The sequence below is a fragment of the Dokdonella sp. genome (assembly GCF_017744955.1).
Classification (GTDB): Bacteria; Pseudomonadota; Gammaproteobacteria; order Xanthomonadales; family Rhodanobacteraceae; genus Dokdonella_A.
Map to the genome: position 1 here is coordinate 272,820 of NZ_JAGIAG010000018.1, position 14,875 is coordinate 287,694.

General features: G+C 68.7%; 15 protein-coding genes. 5 read left to right on the forward strand and 10 right to left on the reverse strand.

Annotated elements, in window-relative coordinates; translation table 11 throughout:
- Positions 1-11: 11 nt before the first annotated feature.
- On the reverse strand, positions 12-416 hold the full coding sequence (locus J7520_RS19735; protein ID WP_291192202.1) for a VOC family protein: 405 nt from the start codon (positions 414-416) through the stop codon (positions 12-14).
- Between the two features lie 179 nt (positions 417-595).
- Between J7520_RS19735 and J7520_RS19740 the strand changes: the two genes are divergently transcribed.
- Entirely contained in the window at positions 596-3,439 is a 2,844-nt protein-coding gene (locus J7520_RS19740) for a valine--tRNA ligase (RefSeq protein ID WP_291192204.1), read from the forward strand.
- Between the two features lie 52 nt (positions 3,440-3,491).
- Positions 3,492-4,094 carry a hypothetical protein gene (locus J7520_RS19745; RefSeq protein WP_291192206.1) on the forward strand — a complete coding sequence of 201 codons (603 nt, stop codon included), beginning with the start codon at positions 3,492-3,494 and terminating at the stop codon, positions 4,092-4,094.
- Positions 4,095-4,146: 52 nt separating this feature from the next.
- Here J7520_RS19745 and rimI read toward each other — a convergent pair whose 3' ends face one another.
- From rimI to J7520_RS19790, 9 genes are all read right to left on the reverse strand, one after another.
- The gene (rimI, locus tag J7520_RS19750; RefSeq protein ID WP_291192208.1) at positions 4,147-4,584 is read right to left on the reverse strand and encodes a ribosomal protein S18-alanine N-acetyltransferase; all 438 of its coding nucleotides are present in this window, start codon (positions 4,582-4,584) and stop codon (positions 4,147-4,149) included.
- Positions 4,585-4,842: 258 nt separating this feature from the next.
- Positions 4,843-5,340 carry a hypothetical protein gene (locus tag J7520_RS19755; RefSeq protein ID WP_291192210.1) on the reverse strand — a complete coding sequence of 166 codons (498 nt, stop codon included), beginning with the start codon at positions 5,338-5,340 and terminating at the stop codon, positions 4,843-4,845.
- Positions 5,330-5,938 (reverse strand): ABC-type transport auxiliary lipoprotein family protein, encoded by a 609-nt coding sequence (locus J7520_RS19760; protein ID WP_291192212.1) that lies wholly within the window; start codon positions 5,936-5,938, stop codon positions 5,330-5,332. The genes J7520_RS19755 and J7520_RS19760 overlap by 11 nt, the downstream gene beginning before the upstream one ends.
- Positions 5,935-6,861, reverse strand: coding sequence for an MlaD family protein (locus J7520_RS19765; protein ID WP_291192214.1), 927 nt, complete (start codon positions 6,859-6,861; stop codon positions 5,935-5,937). The genes J7520_RS19760 and J7520_RS19765 overlap by 4 nt, the downstream gene beginning before the upstream one ends.
- A gap of 61 nt (positions 6,862-6,922) precedes the next feature.
- Positions 6,923-7,723 carry an ATP-binding cassette domain-containing protein gene (locus J7520_RS19770; protein WP_291192216.1) on the reverse strand — a complete coding sequence of 267 codons (801 nt, stop codon included), beginning with the start codon at positions 7,721-7,723 and terminating at the stop codon, positions 6,923-6,925.
- Positions 7,724-7,871: 148 nt separating this feature from the next.
- Positions 7,872-8,669 (reverse strand): ABC transporter permease, encoded by a 798-nt coding sequence (locus J7520_RS19775; protein WP_291192218.1) that lies wholly within the window; start codon positions 8,667-8,669, stop codon positions 7,872-7,874.
- Positions 8,666-9,004, reverse strand: a complete 339-nt coding sequence (locus tag J7520_RS19780; RefSeq protein WP_291192220.1) for an STAS domain-containing protein — start codon at positions 9,002-9,004, stop codon at positions 8,666-8,668. Before J7520_RS19780 ends, J7520_RS19775 begins: the two co-directional genes overlap by 4 nt.
- Positions 9,001-10,758 carry a SpoIIE family protein phosphatase gene (locus J7520_RS19785; RefSeq protein WP_291192222.1) on the reverse strand — a complete coding sequence of 586 codons (1,758 nt, stop codon included), beginning with the start codon at positions 10,756-10,758 and terminating at the stop codon, positions 9,001-9,003. The genes J7520_RS19780 and J7520_RS19785 overlap by 4 nt, the downstream gene beginning before the upstream one ends.
- Positions 10,755-11,573 (reverse strand): phosphatidylcholine/phosphatidylserine synthase, encoded by an 819-nt coding sequence (locus J7520_RS19790; protein WP_291192224.1) that lies wholly within the window; start codon positions 11,571-11,573, stop codon positions 10,755-10,757. Before J7520_RS19790 ends, J7520_RS19785 begins: the two co-directional genes overlap by 4 nt.
- Positions 11,574-11,877: 304 nt before the next feature.
- Here J7520_RS19790 and J7520_RS19795 point away from each other — a divergent pair, with 304 nt between their 5' ends.
- The 3 genes from J7520_RS19795 (at position 11,878) to J7520_RS19805 (ending at position 14,829) form a co-directional block, all read left to right on the forward strand.
- A complete protein-coding gene (locus J7520_RS19795; protein WP_291192226.1) occupies positions 11,878-12,300 on the forward strand; it encodes a DUF4124 domain-containing protein in 423 nt (140 codons plus the stop codon).
- A 219-nt stretch (positions 12,301-12,519) separates the two neighbouring features.
- Positions 12,520-14,217 carry a proline--tRNA ligase gene (locus tag J7520_RS19800; RefSeq protein WP_291192228.1) on the forward strand — a complete coding sequence of 566 codons (1,698 nt, stop codon included), beginning with the start codon at positions 12,520-12,522 and terminating at the stop codon, positions 14,215-14,217.
- A gap of 279 nt (positions 14,218-14,496) precedes the next feature.
- Entirely contained in the window at positions 14,497-14,829 is a 333-nt protein-coding gene (locus J7520_RS19805; protein WP_291192275.1) for an H-NS histone family protein, read from the forward strand.
- The last annotated feature ends 46 nt before the right edge of the window (positions 14,830-14,875 follow it).

Sequence of the window (14,875 nt, forward strand, 5' to 3'; positions counted from 1 at the left end):
GGCCGCGCGGTTCAGGGCTTCGATGACCCCTGGAAGCACAGCACGTAGCCGTCCGGATCGGAGAGGTACAGCTGCTTCATGCCGTAGCCGGTCGTCGTCGGCGGGTCGAGCGCGAGCCCCTTGGCGAGGAAATAGGCATGGGCGGCGTCGACGTCGGGGCAGGCGAAGAACAGTCCCGTGTCGCGATGCGCGGCGACCCGTCCCGCTGCGGGAGCGGGCGGCCGGTGATCGGCTTCGTAGGCGGTGTTGAGCATCAGATCGACCGCGCCGCGGCGCAGCCAGATCCAGTCGCAGCGCTCGCCGCCGCCGGAATCCTGCACGCGCTCGAAGCCGAGCAGGTCGCGGTAGAACGCCAGCGACACCGGCATGTCGAACACCTGCAGCAGCGGAACCATGCCTTCGACGCGCAGAGTCATCGCAGCCTCCCCTCGCGTCACGCGAGGCAGCCGATCGAGCCGGCACGATTGTAGGGACATTCGGCCGACCTGCCGAGGCCGCCCCTGCCGCCAGGTTGGGCTGTGCGGCGCCCGCCCGTACAATCGGCGTCCCGCCTCAACTTCGCGGCCCGCTCGCGCGGGACGCCGCCCCGACGCCGATGGAAAAAAGTTTCGAACCCAGCCAGATCGAATCGAAGTGGTACGCGCAGTGGGAAGCGCAGGGCGATTTCCAGCCGCGCGGCGACGGCGCGCCTTACTGCATCCTGCTGCCGCCGCCGAACGTCACCGGCACGCTGCACATGGGCCACGCGTTCCAGCAGACGGTCATGGACGCGCTGACGCGCTATCACCGCATGCGCGGCTTCCGCACGCTGTGGCAAGGCGGCACCGACCACGCCGGCATCGCCACCCAGAAGATCGTCGAGAACCAGCTCGCGGCGGAAGGCAAGTCGCGCCACGATCTCGGCCGCGCGACGTTCGTCGAGCGCGTCTGGAAGTGGAAGGAGGAATCCGGCTCGACGATCACCCACCAGATGCGCCGCCTCGGCGCGTCGGTCGACTGGTCGCGCGAGCGCTTCACGATGGACGCTGGCCTGTCGGCGGCGGTCAAGCGCGTGTTCGTGCAGTGGTATCGCGACGGCCTGATCTACCGCGGCCGGCGTCTGGTCAACTGGGACCCGGTGCTGATGACGGCCGTGTCCGACCTGGAGGTCGACAACCAGGAGAAGGAAGGCTCGCTGTGGTCGATCCGCTATCCGGCGAGCGACGGCGGCGAAGGCCTCGTCGTCGCCACGACGCGACCGGAAACGATGCTCGGCGACGTCGCGGTGGCGGTGCACCCGGAAGACGAGCGCTACCAGGCGCTGATCGGCAAGACGCTGACCTTGCCGCTGACCGGCCGCGAGATCCCGGTGATTGCCGACGACTACGTCGACCGCGAGTTCGGCACCGGTTGCGTCAAGATCACGCCGGCGCACGACTTCAACGACTGGCAGATCGGCGCGCGGCACCAGCTGACGCCGATCACGATCCTGACCCTCGACGCGAAGATCAACGACGAAGCGCCTGCGAAGTATCGCGGCCTCGACCGCTTCGCCGCGCGCAAGGCCGTGCTCGCCGACCTGGAAGCCGAAGGCCTGCTGGTCGAGACCAGGAAGCACAAGCTGCAGGTGCCGGTCAGCCAGCGCACCGACGCGGTGATCGAGCCGATGCTGACCGACCAGTGGTTCCTCGATCTGACCAGCGAGGCGCGCGTCGACGGCAAGCCCGGTCCGGGCGGACGCAAGGCGATCACCGAGCCCGCGCTCGCCGCCGTGCGTGACGGCGAGATCCGATTCGTGCCGGAGAACTGGGCGACGACCTACAACCAGTGGCTGGAGAACATCCAGGACTGGTGCGTCAGCCGCCAGCTTTGGTGGGGCCACCAGATTCCCGCCTGGTACGACGAGGCCGGCAACATCTTCGTCGGCGAGGACGAGGCCGACGCGCTCGCCCACGCCGGCGTGACGCCGGTCGGCGCGCTGAAGCAGGACGACGACGTGCTCGACACCTGGTTCTCCTCCGCGCTGTGGCCGTTCTCGACGATGGGCTGGCCGTCCGATGCGCCGGTGCGCGACGCAAACGGCAACGTCATCGCGAACTGGCCGCAGGACCAGGCGTTCCTGCCGAGCGCGGTGCTCGTCACCGGCTTCGACATCATCTTCTTCTGGGTCGCGCGCATGGTGATGGCGACGCAGTACTTCACCGGCAAGGTGCCCTTCCGCGAGGTCTACATCAACGCCATCGTGCGCGACGCCGAAGGCCAGAAGATGTCCAAGTCGAAGGGCAACACGCTCGACCCGCTCGACCTGATCGACGGCATCGACCTCGAATCGCTGGTGAAGAAATCGACCGCCTCGCTGCTGATCCCGCAGGTGCGCGAGAAAGTCGAGAAGCGCGTGCGCAAGGACTATCCCGACGGCATCGCCGCGGTCGGCACCGACGCGCTGCGCTTCACGTTCGCCGCGCTCGCCACCTACGGCCGCACGATCAACTTCGACCTCAAGCGCGCCGAGGGCTACAAGGCGTTCTGCAACAAGCTGTGGAACGCGGCGCGCTTCGTGCTGATGAACACCGAGGCCGCCCCGACCGCGGCGGGACCGGGCGCTCTCGCGCCGAGGACCGCGGCGGAGAAGTGGATCGTCGCGCGCCTGCGCGCCACGCTCGTCGAGGTCGAGGCGCAGATGAAGCTCTACCGCTTCGACCTCGTCGCGCAGGCGCTGTACGAATTCGTCTGGAACGAATACTGCGACTGGTTCGTCGAGCTGGCCAAGCCGGCGCTCGGCGGCGAGGACAAGGCCGCGGCGGAATCGACGCGGCACACCCTGCTCGCGGTGCTCGAAGCCGCGCTGCGCGCGCTGCACCCGATCACGCCGTTCATCACCGAGGAAATCTATCAATCGGTCGCGCCGCTGCTCGGCTTGAAGGAAACCAGCATCACGCAGCGCAGCTACCCGCGCACCGAGGAGCTGCCGGCCGACGACGCCGCGGCCAGCGCCGACGTCGAATGGCTGCGCGCCGTGCTGACGCAGATCCGCCGCATCCGCAGCGAGATGAACATCGCGCCGGGCAAGGCGATTCCGTTGCTGTACGCGAACGGCGGCGCGACCGATCGCGCGCGCACCGACGAGTTCGCCGCGCAGATCGCTTTCCTCGCCAAAGCCGAATCGCAGCGCTGGCTCGACGCCGGCGAAGCGGAGCCGGCCGCCGCGGCCGCGGTCGTCGGCGAGATGAAGCTGCTGATCCCGCTCGCCGGCCTGATCGACCTCGCCGCGGAAAGGGCGCGCCTGGAGAAGGAAATCAAGCGCCTCGACGGCGAGATCGCCAAATCCAGCGCCAAGCTTGCCAACTTCGGCCCGAAGACGCCGCCCAACGTCGTCGAGCAGGAAAAACAGCGCGTCGCCGAATTCGGCGCGACGCTGGCCGCCCTGCAAGAGCAGTCCGCCAAGCTCGGCGCATTGTAGAGTCCGCTCCGGTGCGCCGGCCGGGCAGCCGGCGCCATTCGAGGAGGTCGCCGTGACGCTCGCCACCCTGGTCAACATCGGCAGCCTGATCAGCAGCGTCGCGGTGCTGATCTCCCTGGTCTACCTGAACCGGCAGATCCGCCAGGGCGCGCTGAACCAGCGGTCGAAGATGGACCGCGGCCGCTCGCAGCAGGTCGGCGAGTGGCTGCAATACATTTCGCAGCCCGAAGTCGCCGCGCTGGTGCTGCGCGGCCACGCCGGCGATCCGACGCTGACCATGCTCGAATGCCATCGCTACCTGTGGACGATGTATCCGCTGATCCTGCATTTCGAGGACAGCTACTACCAGCATCGCGACGGCATGATCAGCGAGGCGCAGTACGCCTCGATCATCGGCCATCTCAGATCGCGCTGTCCCTCGCCCGGCTTCCGCGCGCTGTGGCAGCACGTGCGCGCGCGTTTTCCGTCCGACTTCGCCGCCTTCGTCGACGGCATCCTGCGCGAGACGCCGGTGTCGGTCGATGCGGATACGGAATGGACGGCGAGGTGGCGCGAGGATGCCGCCGCGGATGCGAACCGGGAGAAGCCGCGTCATCCCGACGACGGCGGGGCTGCGAAGGCAGCGATGTCGCAGCGTTCCGCTTCTACGGAATGACGGCCTTCGAGGCTGTTCGAGGCGCCCGAGCCGCCGCCGAACGCGCCTGCACTCACTCGCCCGCGCCGAGAAGCTCCATCGCCATCACCAGCGCGTCCTCGCGCCCTTTCTTGGCCGGGTAGTAGTTCGGGCGGCGACCGAACTCGTTGAAGCCGATCGACTCGTACAAGGCGATCGCGCGCGGATTCGACGGCCGCACTTCGAGGAAGACGCGCTCGCTGCGATGCCAGCGCGCGAGATCGAGCAGGCGGCCGACGATGCGACGCCCGTAGCCGCGGCCCTGCTGCGACGGTGCCACGCAGACGTTCAGGATGTGCGCCTCGTTGGCGCCGGTCGACAGCACGCCGTAGCCGGCGATCGTGCTCTCCTGCACCAGCACGACGCATTCGTAGCCGGCGCGCAGACAGTCGGCGAAGATCGCGCGGCTCCACGGGAACGCGTAGGCGGCAGCCTCGAGCGCGGCGACGCGATCGAGATCCTCCGCACGCATGCGGCGGAATTCGGCCGGGGATTGATGGGGAATCGCTACCACCACTAGCTCACTTTCCCGTCGAGGACCTTCGCGTCGATTCGCCGCGCGCTCGAGTCCGGCACGGCGTTGGTCTTTCCGCTGACGAAAGGGAACGCGCTGCGGATGGAGTCCGGCGTCGACGCGCAGTCGTGAAGAACATCGCAAACCGCAGCACGTGCCTCCCCTTACGCGCCTTCCACCGCCGGAGAGCGATCGTCGCCCCGGCACGAGGCGGCGTCATCCTCGCCGCTCGCCTTCGCTCAGCGTCCGCACCACGCGCCGCAGCTCGCTCCACAGTGCGCGCTTGGCCCGCGCGTCGCCGACCAGCGCCGCGACGTCGCCGCTGACGATCCAGCCGATTTCGCGCTGGCGTTGCGCCGGCAGCAAGGCGCCGACCGCGCGCACCGGCGCTTCGCCGAACAGCACCAGCGCACGCGCCGCCTGCAGCATCGTTTCGTCGGGCGTTTCGCAAGCCGCGCAGTCGATGCGCGCGAAGCGCAGTGCGCGCGCGACGTCGGCGAGCAGCATCGCCGGCTTCGCCGTCGCCTGCCCGACCAGCAGCACACCGGCCGACGCCGCCGTGGCGACCGCCGGCTGCGCGACCACCGGCGCGCCCGGCGCCGCCGGTTCGCGCGACGGCTCGGCGCGCATCCGCAGCGCCTCGCCGCGCGATCGCGGCACGTAGACGTCGATGCCCATTTCGGCGAGCCGGGCGAGGCTCGATTCATCCAGCATGGGGACTCTTCCGGCGCAGGTCCTGATGGAATTTCGCAAAGATCTCGTCGAGCGCGGCGCCGTAGGCGTCGACCGTCGTTTTCAGGTCGTCGCCGGCGGCCGGCTGCTCGGACCGATAATACTCGTCGAGCAGGGACGCGCCATCCGCCGCGTCCACGCGCATGTGCAGGCCGACCACCGCCTGGTAGCCGCCGCCCGCCGTCGGCACGCGATCGAAGCGCAGAATGGCCCCGCGAACCCGCGCCGCCTTCGCACTGACCGGCAACTCGTCGGTCACCAGCGCGGCGACGCCGGCGTCGCGCAGCAGTTCGATCAGGCGCCGCTGCAGCACGCGCGGCGGCGAGTCGGTCCACAATTGATAGTGGTACTGGCGCACTTCCTGCGCGGCCGGATCGAGCGCGTAGATCAGTGCCTGGTCGCCGTAGATGCCGCCCGCGCCGAACAGCTCGACCACCAGGGCGCCTTGCAGCAGCGGCGCCGCGTCGACCGGCAGCGGCTGCGGGCGCGGCAGGCGGTAGTAGGTGAAGTCCGGCACCGGCGGCACGTGGCAGGCGCTCAGTACGGCCGCTCCCAACAGCGCGATCCACAGGCGTTTCATCGCGACCCCTCGTCGAGCTTGTCCGCTTTCGGCGCGACGATCAGCCGATTCGGATGCTGGCGGATCTCGCGGCTGAATTCGTTCACGTAGCGGCTGGCGGATTCGAGGTTGTGCATGATCACGTCCATGCGGCTGGACAAGGCCTGCAGCGTACCGGTGAGATCTTCGACCGAGCGGCGCAGGTCGGCGCGATTGTCCCTGGCGATGCCGGCGACGTCACCGAGCGCGCCGTCGAGCGTCTCGCGCGTCTTGCGCAATTCGCCGCTCAGCTTGCTGATCTCCGTCAGCGCGTGCGCGACGGCGCTGCGGTTCTCCGGCCGCAGCACGTCGTTCAGCGCGTCCGAGGCGCGGTTGACGCGTTCGAGCAGGCCGCGCGTTTCCTCCAGGATGCGCGGCGTGCTCTGGTCGAGCGCGCCGGTGATCGAATCCACGCGCTGCGACAGCGTCTGGATCAGCGGGGAAATCTGCGTGCGCGTCAGCGTGCCGACCTCGGTCGCCAGTTCGTTCATCGCGGCGAACACGTTGGCGCCTTCCTCGCCCTTCAGTTCCGCGCCGGGCGCGAGCAGGTCGCGGCTGCTGCCTTCGCGGATGCCGACCGCGACGTCGGCGAGCAGGCCGCTCGACTGCAGCCGCGCGACGCTGTCCTTCGGGATCGGCCAGTCGCGACGGACTTCCAGCTCGACCTTGTAGCGCGTCCCGTCGGCGCCGTGCTGCGGCGTCACGGTTCCGACCTGGCCGACGCGATAGCCCTGATAGAACACCGGCGCGCCGTCGCGCAGGCCGGTCACGTCACGATAGACGACGAGGTAGCGCTGCGTGGCGAAACCGTGGCCGCCGATCAGGGCGAGTCCGACCAGCAGCAAGGCCAGCGCGGCCAGCACGACGGTGCCGACGAGGACGTAGTTGACCGTGTCGCGTCTCACATTCGCTCCGCATCCCCATGCGCCGTGCCGAACGATCTCGCCGCGACGCGTCGAAACTCTATCAGGCTTCCTCTTCGGTGAGCCGTCGCAGATACGCGTCCGCGTCGACCTGCACCTCGCGCGGACGCCGGTTCAACAGGTCCTGGATGCGCTCGTTCGGCGCGGCGCGCACCGCCGCGGCCGGACCGGTCATCAGGACCTCGCCGGCGTCGAGCACGGTGATCGTGTCGGCGATCTTGAACGCGCTTTCCAGCTCGTGCGTGACGACGACGATGGTCATGCGCAGCGCGTCGCGCAGGCGCAGGATCAGTTCATCGAGTTCGGCCGAAACGACCGGATCGAGTCCGGCCGACGGCTCGTCGAAGAAGAGCAGCCGCGGATCCATCGCGATGGCCCGGGCGAGCGCCGCGCGCTTGACCATGCCGCCGGACAACTGGCTCGGCATCAGATCCTGGAAGCCGCCGAGATCGACCACCTCGAGCTTGAGGCGGCTCATGATGCGGATCGTCGACTCGTCCAGCCGCGTGTGCTCGCGCAGCGGCAGCGCGACGTTCTCGCCGACCGTCAGCGAGGTCAGCAGCGCACCGCCCTGGAACGACACCCCGATGCGCTTGCGCACCTCCTGCAGCTCGCGCTCGCCGGCGCGCGCGAGATCGACGCCGAACAGCTTCACCGTTCCCGCACCCGGCCGCTGCAGGCCGAGCAGATGCCGCAGCAACGTGCTCTTGCCGGAACCGGAGCCGCCCATGATCACGCGGATCTCGCCAGCGCCGACGCTGAAGTCGACGCCGTGCAGCACGCGGCGGCGGCCGTACCAGGCGTCGAGCCGCTCGACTTCGATCAGGGGGGTGGGAGCGTTCATGGGTACGTTCTTGGATCGGTGCCGAATGGTGAGCGGTGAGCGGTGAGCGGTGAGCGGTGAGCGGTGAGCGGTGAGCGGTGAGCGGGAAGAGCGTGACAGGCTTTTTTTCTTTTTCCGCTCACCGCTCACCGCTCGGCCGCTCACTCTTTCACCGATTGAGAAAGAAACTGAACACCATGTCCACCACGATGATCCAGCAAATCGACAGCACCACTGCCCGCGTGGTCGCGCGGCCGACGCCTTCGGCGCCGCCGGTGACCGAGAATCCCGTGCTGACGCCGATCAGGGTGATCAGCACCGCGAACACCAGACTCTTGGAAAGACCCTGCCAGACGTCGCCCGCATCCAGCAGCGACATCGTGTGCAGCAGGTAGGCGCCCGGCGTCACGTCCAGCGCCGGTGCGCTGTACAGGGCGGCGCCGAGGATCGCGGCGGCGTCGGCGACGATCGTCAGCACCGGCAGCATGACCAGCATCGCGAGCAGCGCCGGCGCGACCAGGTAGCGCACCGGATCGATGCCGATCACCGAGAGCGCGTCGACTTCCTGCGACACCGACATCGAGCCGATGCGCGCGGCCAGCGCCGAGCCGGAACGGCCGGCGACCAGGATCGCGGTGATCAGCGCACCGAATTCGCGCGTGACCGACTTGGCCACCGCGAGCACGACCTGCGACTGCGCACCGAACTCGCTCAGCGAGGCGATGAACTGGATGCCGAGCATCAAGCCGACGGTGAGGCCGAGCAGGGCGACGATCGGCAGGGCGTCGACACCGATCTCGCGCATCTGCCGCACCACCGGCGCGAGGCGCAGACGCTGGCCGACGCGCCAGCCGAACAACGCGTAGTAGAGCGCCTCGAGCAGCAGCATCGCGGCGTAGCCGACGCCGCCCAGCGCCTCCAGCGTGACGCGCCCCAGGCCCGCCAGCGGGCGCGTCAGCGCATTCACGCGACGACCGCGTCGGCGCTCGCCACCAGCACGAACACGCGGTCGAGGCGCGCCAGTTCGAGCACCGCGCGCACGGCGTCGCTGACCGCCACCAGCACGAAGCGGCCGCTGTGCGTGCGCGCGTTCTGGAAACCCTCGACCAGGGCCGCGATGCCGGAGGAATCGATGTAGCTGACCGCCGACAGGTCGACGCCGACCGGCCGGCCGATCGCCAGCGCGTCGAGCACGGCGCGGCGCACCTCGGCCGACCAGGACAGATCGACCTCGCCGCTGAGGCGCACCAGCACGTACCCTTCGCGGTCTTCCTTGGCCACGGTGTTGAGCGGAAAGTTCATGGTTCGTTGGTCTCGTCGATCGTCTCGATGCGCTTGCGCAGGATCAGCCGGTTGCCGCGCCCTTCGCGCATCGGCTCGATGCGCCATTCGTCGACGACCTGGTCGATCAGGGCGACACCGAGGCCGCCGCTGCGGCAGTCGCCGAGCGGCTGCGGCTTGATCCGCGACGGGTCGACGCAGGGTGCCGCGTCGGTCAGCTCGAAACTCAGCAGCGCGCCGTCGCGCAGCACGCGCAAGCCGATGTCGCCGCTGCAGCTCGCGCCGTAGGCGTGGCGAATGATGTTGGTGCAGGCCTCGTCGACCGCAAGGACCAGGCGATCGCGCAAGCCGGCTTCGAGGCCGAGCGCGTCGAGCGTGCCGCGCAGTGCGGCGCGGATCTCGCGCAGTTCCTCGGGCGCGGCGCGCAGCCGGCGTTCCAGCAGCACTTCCGGGGCGTCCGCGCGCGGCGCCTCGATCGTCAGCACGGTGGTGTCGTCGACCAGGCGCAGATGGCGCAGTTCGGAGAACAGCTTGCGCAGACGCGCCTCGGCCGAACCGGTCGCGTGCCGCGCGATCAGCGCGCGCACACCGGCCGAACCGATCGGCTTGCCGCTTCCGTCGCGCACGTCGGTGGCGCCGTCGGAGAACGCGTACAGCGTGCCTCCGTCGAGCTCGACATCGTGTTCGCCGAACGCGACGCCGCGCAGGATGCCGAGCGGCGGCCCTTCCGACGGATAGTCGGCGAAGACGCCGGCGCGATGCAGCAGCACCGGCGGGAAGCCGGCGCCGGCGAAACGCACGCGCCGCGCGGCGCGGTCGCAGTAGCCGACCACGGCGCAGACGAAGCGGCCGTCCTGCGTCGTTTCGCACAGCTCGTCGTTCGCCCGCGCGAGCCAGGCCGCCGGCGCGATGCCGTCCTTGCCGGCCCAGCGCAGCAGGCTGGCCGCACGCACCATCAACAGGGCGGCGTCGAGGCCCTTGCCGGAAATGTCGCCGATGACGAAGCCGATGCGTCCGTCGGCGAGTTCGAAGTAGTCGTAGAAGTCGCCGGAGATCTCGTGCGCCGGACGGTTCAGGCCGACGATCGGGAATGCGTCGCGGCGGCGTCTGGGCAGCAGGGATTTCTGCAGGCGCCGCGCGAGATCGAACTCGCGCCGCATGCGCTGCTGCTCGAGCAGGGCCTGCGCCTGGCGCGCGTTGCTGATCGCCAGCGCGATCGGCACGGAAATCGCGTCGAGCAGCTCGGCGTCGAGCGCCGACAGCGGCACGCCGTCGCGCCGATTGACGATCTCCAGTGCGCCGATCGGGCCGGCGGCGGTGCGCAGCGGCGCGCAGATCAGACTGCGCGCGACGAAGCCGTCGGCCGCGTGCCAGATCGAGGTTTCCTCTGCCGCGGTGGCGATGAGATGCGTCGCGTCGCCGGCGACCGCGCGGCCGGCCGCGCCGTGGCCGATCGCGAGCCGGGTTCCGGTCAGGTCGATCGGACCGATGCACAGCTTGCACTCGAGCAGGCGCGCCGCCGGGACGGCGTCCGCGTCGAGTCGATCGGCGTCGCCTCGATCGTCGAGCAGGAAAAACGCCGCCGCTTCGACCTGCATGAAGTCGACCACGCGATGCAGGGATTCGGTGACGGTGCGGCGCAGGTCGAGCGAGACCGCCAGTGCCTGCGACAGCTCGGCCAGAAACGCCAGCGCTTCGGAGGCGGAGGCACGCGCCGGCGCGCCATCCGCCCGCACGGACGCGGGCGGCGGCGGTAGCGCGTGCGCCAGGTTCATTCGTCCGTCCGACCGGCTTCGCGCAGCGCGCGGCGGCTGCTGCGCTTCTGGCGCAGGCCCCACAGGGTCATGACCGGTCCCGACAGGACGTACAGCACGGCGATCGCGAACATCACGCGCGGCGTGTCGACGGCCAGCGCGACCAGGATCAGCATCGCGATCGGAATCCAGATGAACGGCACGCGGTCGGATTTCGGTCCGGCCTTGAAGCTGAAATAGCGGAAGCGACTCACCATCAGCAGGCCGGCGACGATCGCGATCACCGGCGTGACGAAATCGACGTCGTTCGAATCGAGGCCGAACAGGCCCTTGTCCTCGATCGCCCAGACGAAGGACATGCACAACCCGGCCGCGGCCGGGCTGGCCAGGCCCTGGAAGTAGCGCTTGTCGGCGACGCCGACCTGGGTGTTGAAGCGCGCCAGCCGCAGCGCCGCGCAGGCCGCGTAGATGAAGGCCGCGGCCCAGCCGAGCTTGCCCCAGCCCGAGCCGTACGCCTTCAGCGCCGACAGCGACCAGGTGTAGAGCACCAGCGACGGCGCCAGGCCGAAGCTGACCAGATCCGACAGCGAGTCGTACTGCACGCCAAATTCGCTCTGCGTGCCGGTCAGGCGCGCGACGCGCCCGTCGAGCCCGTCGAGCACGCCGGCGACGAAGACCGCGATCGCGGCCTCGGTGTAGCGCCCGCCGATCGCCGCGACGATCGCGTAGAAGCCGGCGAACATCGCCGCGGTGGTGAACAGGTTCGGCAGCAGATAGATGCCGCGCGGCGGCTTGCGCGTACCGGTCGAAGAATCGGCGAGGTCGGTCGGCGGCATTGCCCGGCATCGAAAGGTGGGACGGCGGAAGTGTACCGTGATCCTGGTGGCGCAGCGCTGCGGCACCGCCGCGCACGATCGCCGCCGCAGGCGGGATCAGGCCTCACCGGCGCGATCGTTCGCCCGTGGCCGCGGAGTGACCGTCCCGCGTGACACAGCCGAAGGACGCCGTTCCGCACGGCGCGACGAGCAAACCGCGGCAGAATGCCCGGTTTTGTAAACTCCCTGCTTGTACCGTCGCGCTGGTGATGCTATCCAGTCGCCCGCAAGGCGCCGCCCTGGGCGCCCCGCCAAGGGGGAACCGATGAAACGCTTCCAGCTGGTGCTCGCGCTGCTGGTATTCGCCGCGCCGGTCGCGGCGACCGAGATGTATTCCTGGACCGACGCCAACGGCGTCAAGCATTTTTCCGACTCGCCGCCGCCGGCGAATGTGGCCAAGGCGAAGAAGCTGAAGGTCAAGGGCGGCGTCACCAGTACGGCGAGCGACGAGGAAGAGAAGCCCGCCGACAAGAACGCCGGCCCCGCCCTCGCGGCAGCCGCCGGCTACGCGCCGGAAGACATCAAGCGCAATTGCGAAATCGCGCGCAAGAACCTCGCCAATCTCGACGCGCAGAAGCTGCCGCTCGATGCGAACGGCCAGCCGGTCGACGCCGAAGCGGCGAAGAGCCATCAAGCGCAAGTCGAGAAGACCAACCAGCAGATCAAGCTGTTCTGCGCGGCGCACTGAGTCGCGACGAGTCGATTTCCCCCGCACCCGATCGACGTCGAAAACGAACCGTCCTCTCCCGCTCCGGGGAGGATCGGCGCTTCGTGCCGCCTCGACGACCTGCGGAAGGGCGTAAATGGCAATCCCACCCGCCATTGGCCGGGAGGAAACCTCGACGGCAGCACGGAAAATGCCCTCCCACTGCTAGAATCGCGGGTTTGATAACCCGATCGGAACCCCATGCGCCTCTCCCGCTTCCATCTCGCGACCGTCAAGGAAGTTCCGGCCGACGCTGAAATCGCGAGTCATCGACTGATGCTGCGCACCGGCATGATCCGCAAGCTCGCGGCCGGCATCTACACCTGGGCGCCGCTCGGCCTGCGCGTGTTGCGCAGGGTCGAACAGATCGTGCGCGAGGAAATGAATCGCGCGGGCGCGGTCGAATTGCTGATGCCGTCGATCCAGCCGAAGGAACTGTGGGAGGAGACCGGCCGCTGGGAGAAATTCGGCGGCCAGTTGCTGAAGATCAAGGACCGCAAGGAAGCCGGTTATTGCTACGGCCCGACTCACGAGGAAGTGATTACCGATTTCGCGCGCAACGAGCTGAAGAGCTACAAGCAGCTGCCGGTCAACTTCTATCAGATCCAGACCAAATTCCGCGACGAGATCCGGCCGCGTTTCGGCGTCATGCGCGCACGCGAATTCCTGATGAAGGACGCGTATTCGTTCCATCTGAGCGCGGAATGCCTGGCGGACGAATACCGCAACATGTACGACACCTACGGCCGCATCTTCACGCGCCTGGGACTTCAATTCCGCGCCGTGCAGGCCGATACCGGCGCGATCGGCGGAAACGCCAGCCACGAATTCCAGGTACTCGCCGACTCGGGCGAAGACGCCATCGCGTTCTCGACCGAATCGGACTACGCCGCCAATATCGAGATGGCCGAAGCGCTGGCGCCGAGCGGATCGCGCGCCGCGCCCGCGCAGGCGCTCGAACGCGTCGCCACGCCGACGCAGAAAACCATCGACGAGGTCAGCGCGTTTCTCGGCGTGAAGCCCGAGCAATGCGTCAAGACGATCCTGGTGCGCGGCGTCGACGGCCTGGTCGCGCTGTGCGTGCGCGGCGACCACGAGGTCAACGAGGTCAAGGCGGGCAAGCTGGCCGAACTCCCGGGTGCCTCGGTGCTCGCCGACGAGGCCGAGATCGTGCGCGTGACGGGTACCCGGCCCGGCTTCATCGGCCCGGTCGGCCTGCCCGAGTCGATCCCGGTCGTCGTCGACCGCAGCGCTGCCGCCGTCGCCGATTTCGTCTGCGGCGGCAACCAGGACGGCAGCCACTACCGCGGCGCGAACTGGGAGCGCGACGCGCGCGTCACGCGCGTCGCCGACATCCGCAAGGTCGTCGAAGGCGACGCCTCGCCGGACGGCCGCGGCAGCCTGAAGATCGCGCGCGGCATCGAGGTCGGTCACGTGTTCCAGCTCGGCTCGAAGTACGCCGAGGCGATGGGTGCAACCGTGCTCGACGACGGCGGCAAGGCCAGCGTGATGCAGATGGGCTGCTACGGCATCGGCGTCAGCCGCATCGTCGCCGCGGCGATCGAGCAGAACCACGACGACAACGGCATCCTCTGGCCCGAACCGATGGCGCCGTGGCGCGTCGCGATCTGCCCGATCGGCGCGCAGCAGAACGCGCAGGTGCGCGAGGAAGCCGAGCGGCTGTATGCCGAGCTGAACGAGCGCGGCATCGAGGCCCTGCTCGACGACCGCGGGCTGCGGCCGGGGCCGATGTTCGCCGACATCGAGCTGATCGGGATTCCGCACCGCATCGTCGTCAGCGAGCGCGGACTCGCCGCCGGCACGTTCGAATATCGCCGCCGCGGCGAAAGCGAAAACCATGCGCTCGACCGCGAGGAACTGCTGCGCCGATTGGGCTGACGGCAATTCGATCCGCCGATTGAAAAACTCATTTAGCCCGGCTAAATGCCGGGCTTTATGTCACCGTGAAATCGATGCGAATGCGCAGTGCCTTCGCAATGTGGATTTTCGGGTCTCGTCGCGGCTAAACTAGCGCCCGTCCGGCGCATGTGCCTTTCGGCATACGGCAAGCCGAAGCATGGAATGCGAAAATCCGCCGAGCCATTCGGTCGAGCGAAAGCGCCGGACCGAATGGATTCCATGGTTTCTTCCCCGAATAATCGACGAGGTAAACAAAGCATGGCGATCGATCTCAAGTCCCTCAACCACAATCAGCTCTCCGACCTGATTGCGCGCGCGAAAGCGCGCCAGGAAGAACTGGTCAAGGAAAAGGCCACCAAGCTGCGCGAGAAAATCAACGCGCTGGTCAAGGCCGAAGGATTCGGGCTCGACGAAGTACTCGGCCGCAACAGCGGTGGCGGCGCTCGCGGCAAGGCGCGCGGCAAGGTCAAGCCGAAGTACCGCAATCCGGCCGATCCGAGCCAGACCTGGAGTGGCCGCGGCAAGCGCCCGCGTTGGTTCCATGCCGCGCTTTCCGCCGGCAAGAAGGAAAAGGATCTGCTGATCGGCTGATCCGCTGCGCGATCGACGAATACGAAACGCCGGCTCCGAGCCGGCG

Excerpts from the sequence above, each read along its gene's own strand:
- J7520_RS19735 (WP_291192202.1), bottom strand. The coding sequence starts at position 416 with ATGACTCTGCGCGTCGAAGGCATGGTTCCGCTGCTGCAGGTGTTCGAC.
- J7520_RS19740 (WP_291192204.1), top strand. The coding sequence starts at position 596 with ATGGAAAAAAGTTTCGAACCCAGCCAGATCGAATCGAAGTGGTACGCG.
- rimI (WP_291192208.1), bottom strand. The coding sequence starts at position 4,584 with ATGCGTGCGGAGGATCTCGATCGCGTCGCCGCGCTCGAGGCTGCCGCC.
- J7520_RS19755 (WP_291192210.1), bottom strand. The coding sequence starts at position 5,340 with ATGCTGGATGAATCGAGCCTCGCCCGGCTCGCCGAAATGGGCATCGAC.
- J7520_RS19760 (WP_291192212.1), bottom strand. The coding sequence starts at position 5,938 with ATGAAACGCCTGTGGATCGCGCTGTTGGGAGCGGCCGTACTGAGCGCC.
- J7520_RS19770 (WP_291192216.1), bottom strand. The coding sequence starts at position 7,723 with ATGAACGCTCCCACCCCCCTGATCGAAGTCGAGCGGCTCGACGCCTGG.
- J7520_RS19780 (WP_291192220.1), bottom strand. The coding sequence starts at position 9,004 with ATGAACTTTCCGCTCAACACCGTGGCCAAGGAAGACCGCGAAGGGTAC.
- J7520_RS19785 (WP_291192222.1), bottom strand. The coding sequence starts at position 10,758 with ATGAACCTGGCGCACGCGCTACCGCCGCCGCCCGCGTCCGTGCGGGCG.
- J7520_RS19790 (WP_291192224.1), bottom strand. The coding sequence starts at position 11,573 with ATGCCGCCGACCGACCTCGCCGATTCTTCGACCGGTACGCGCAAGCCG.
- J7520_RS19795 (WP_291192226.1), top strand. The coding sequence starts at position 11,878 with ATGAAACGCTTCCAGCTGGTGCTCGCGCTGCTGGTATTCGCCGCGCCG.
- J7520_RS19800 (WP_291192228.1), top strand. The coding sequence starts at position 12,520 with ATGCGCCTCTCCCGCTTCCATCTCGCGACCGTCAAGGAAGTTCCGGCC.
- J7520_RS19805 (WP_291192275.1), top strand. The coding sequence starts at position 14,497 with ATGGCGATCGATCTCAAGTCCCTCAACCACAATCAGCTCTCCGACCTG.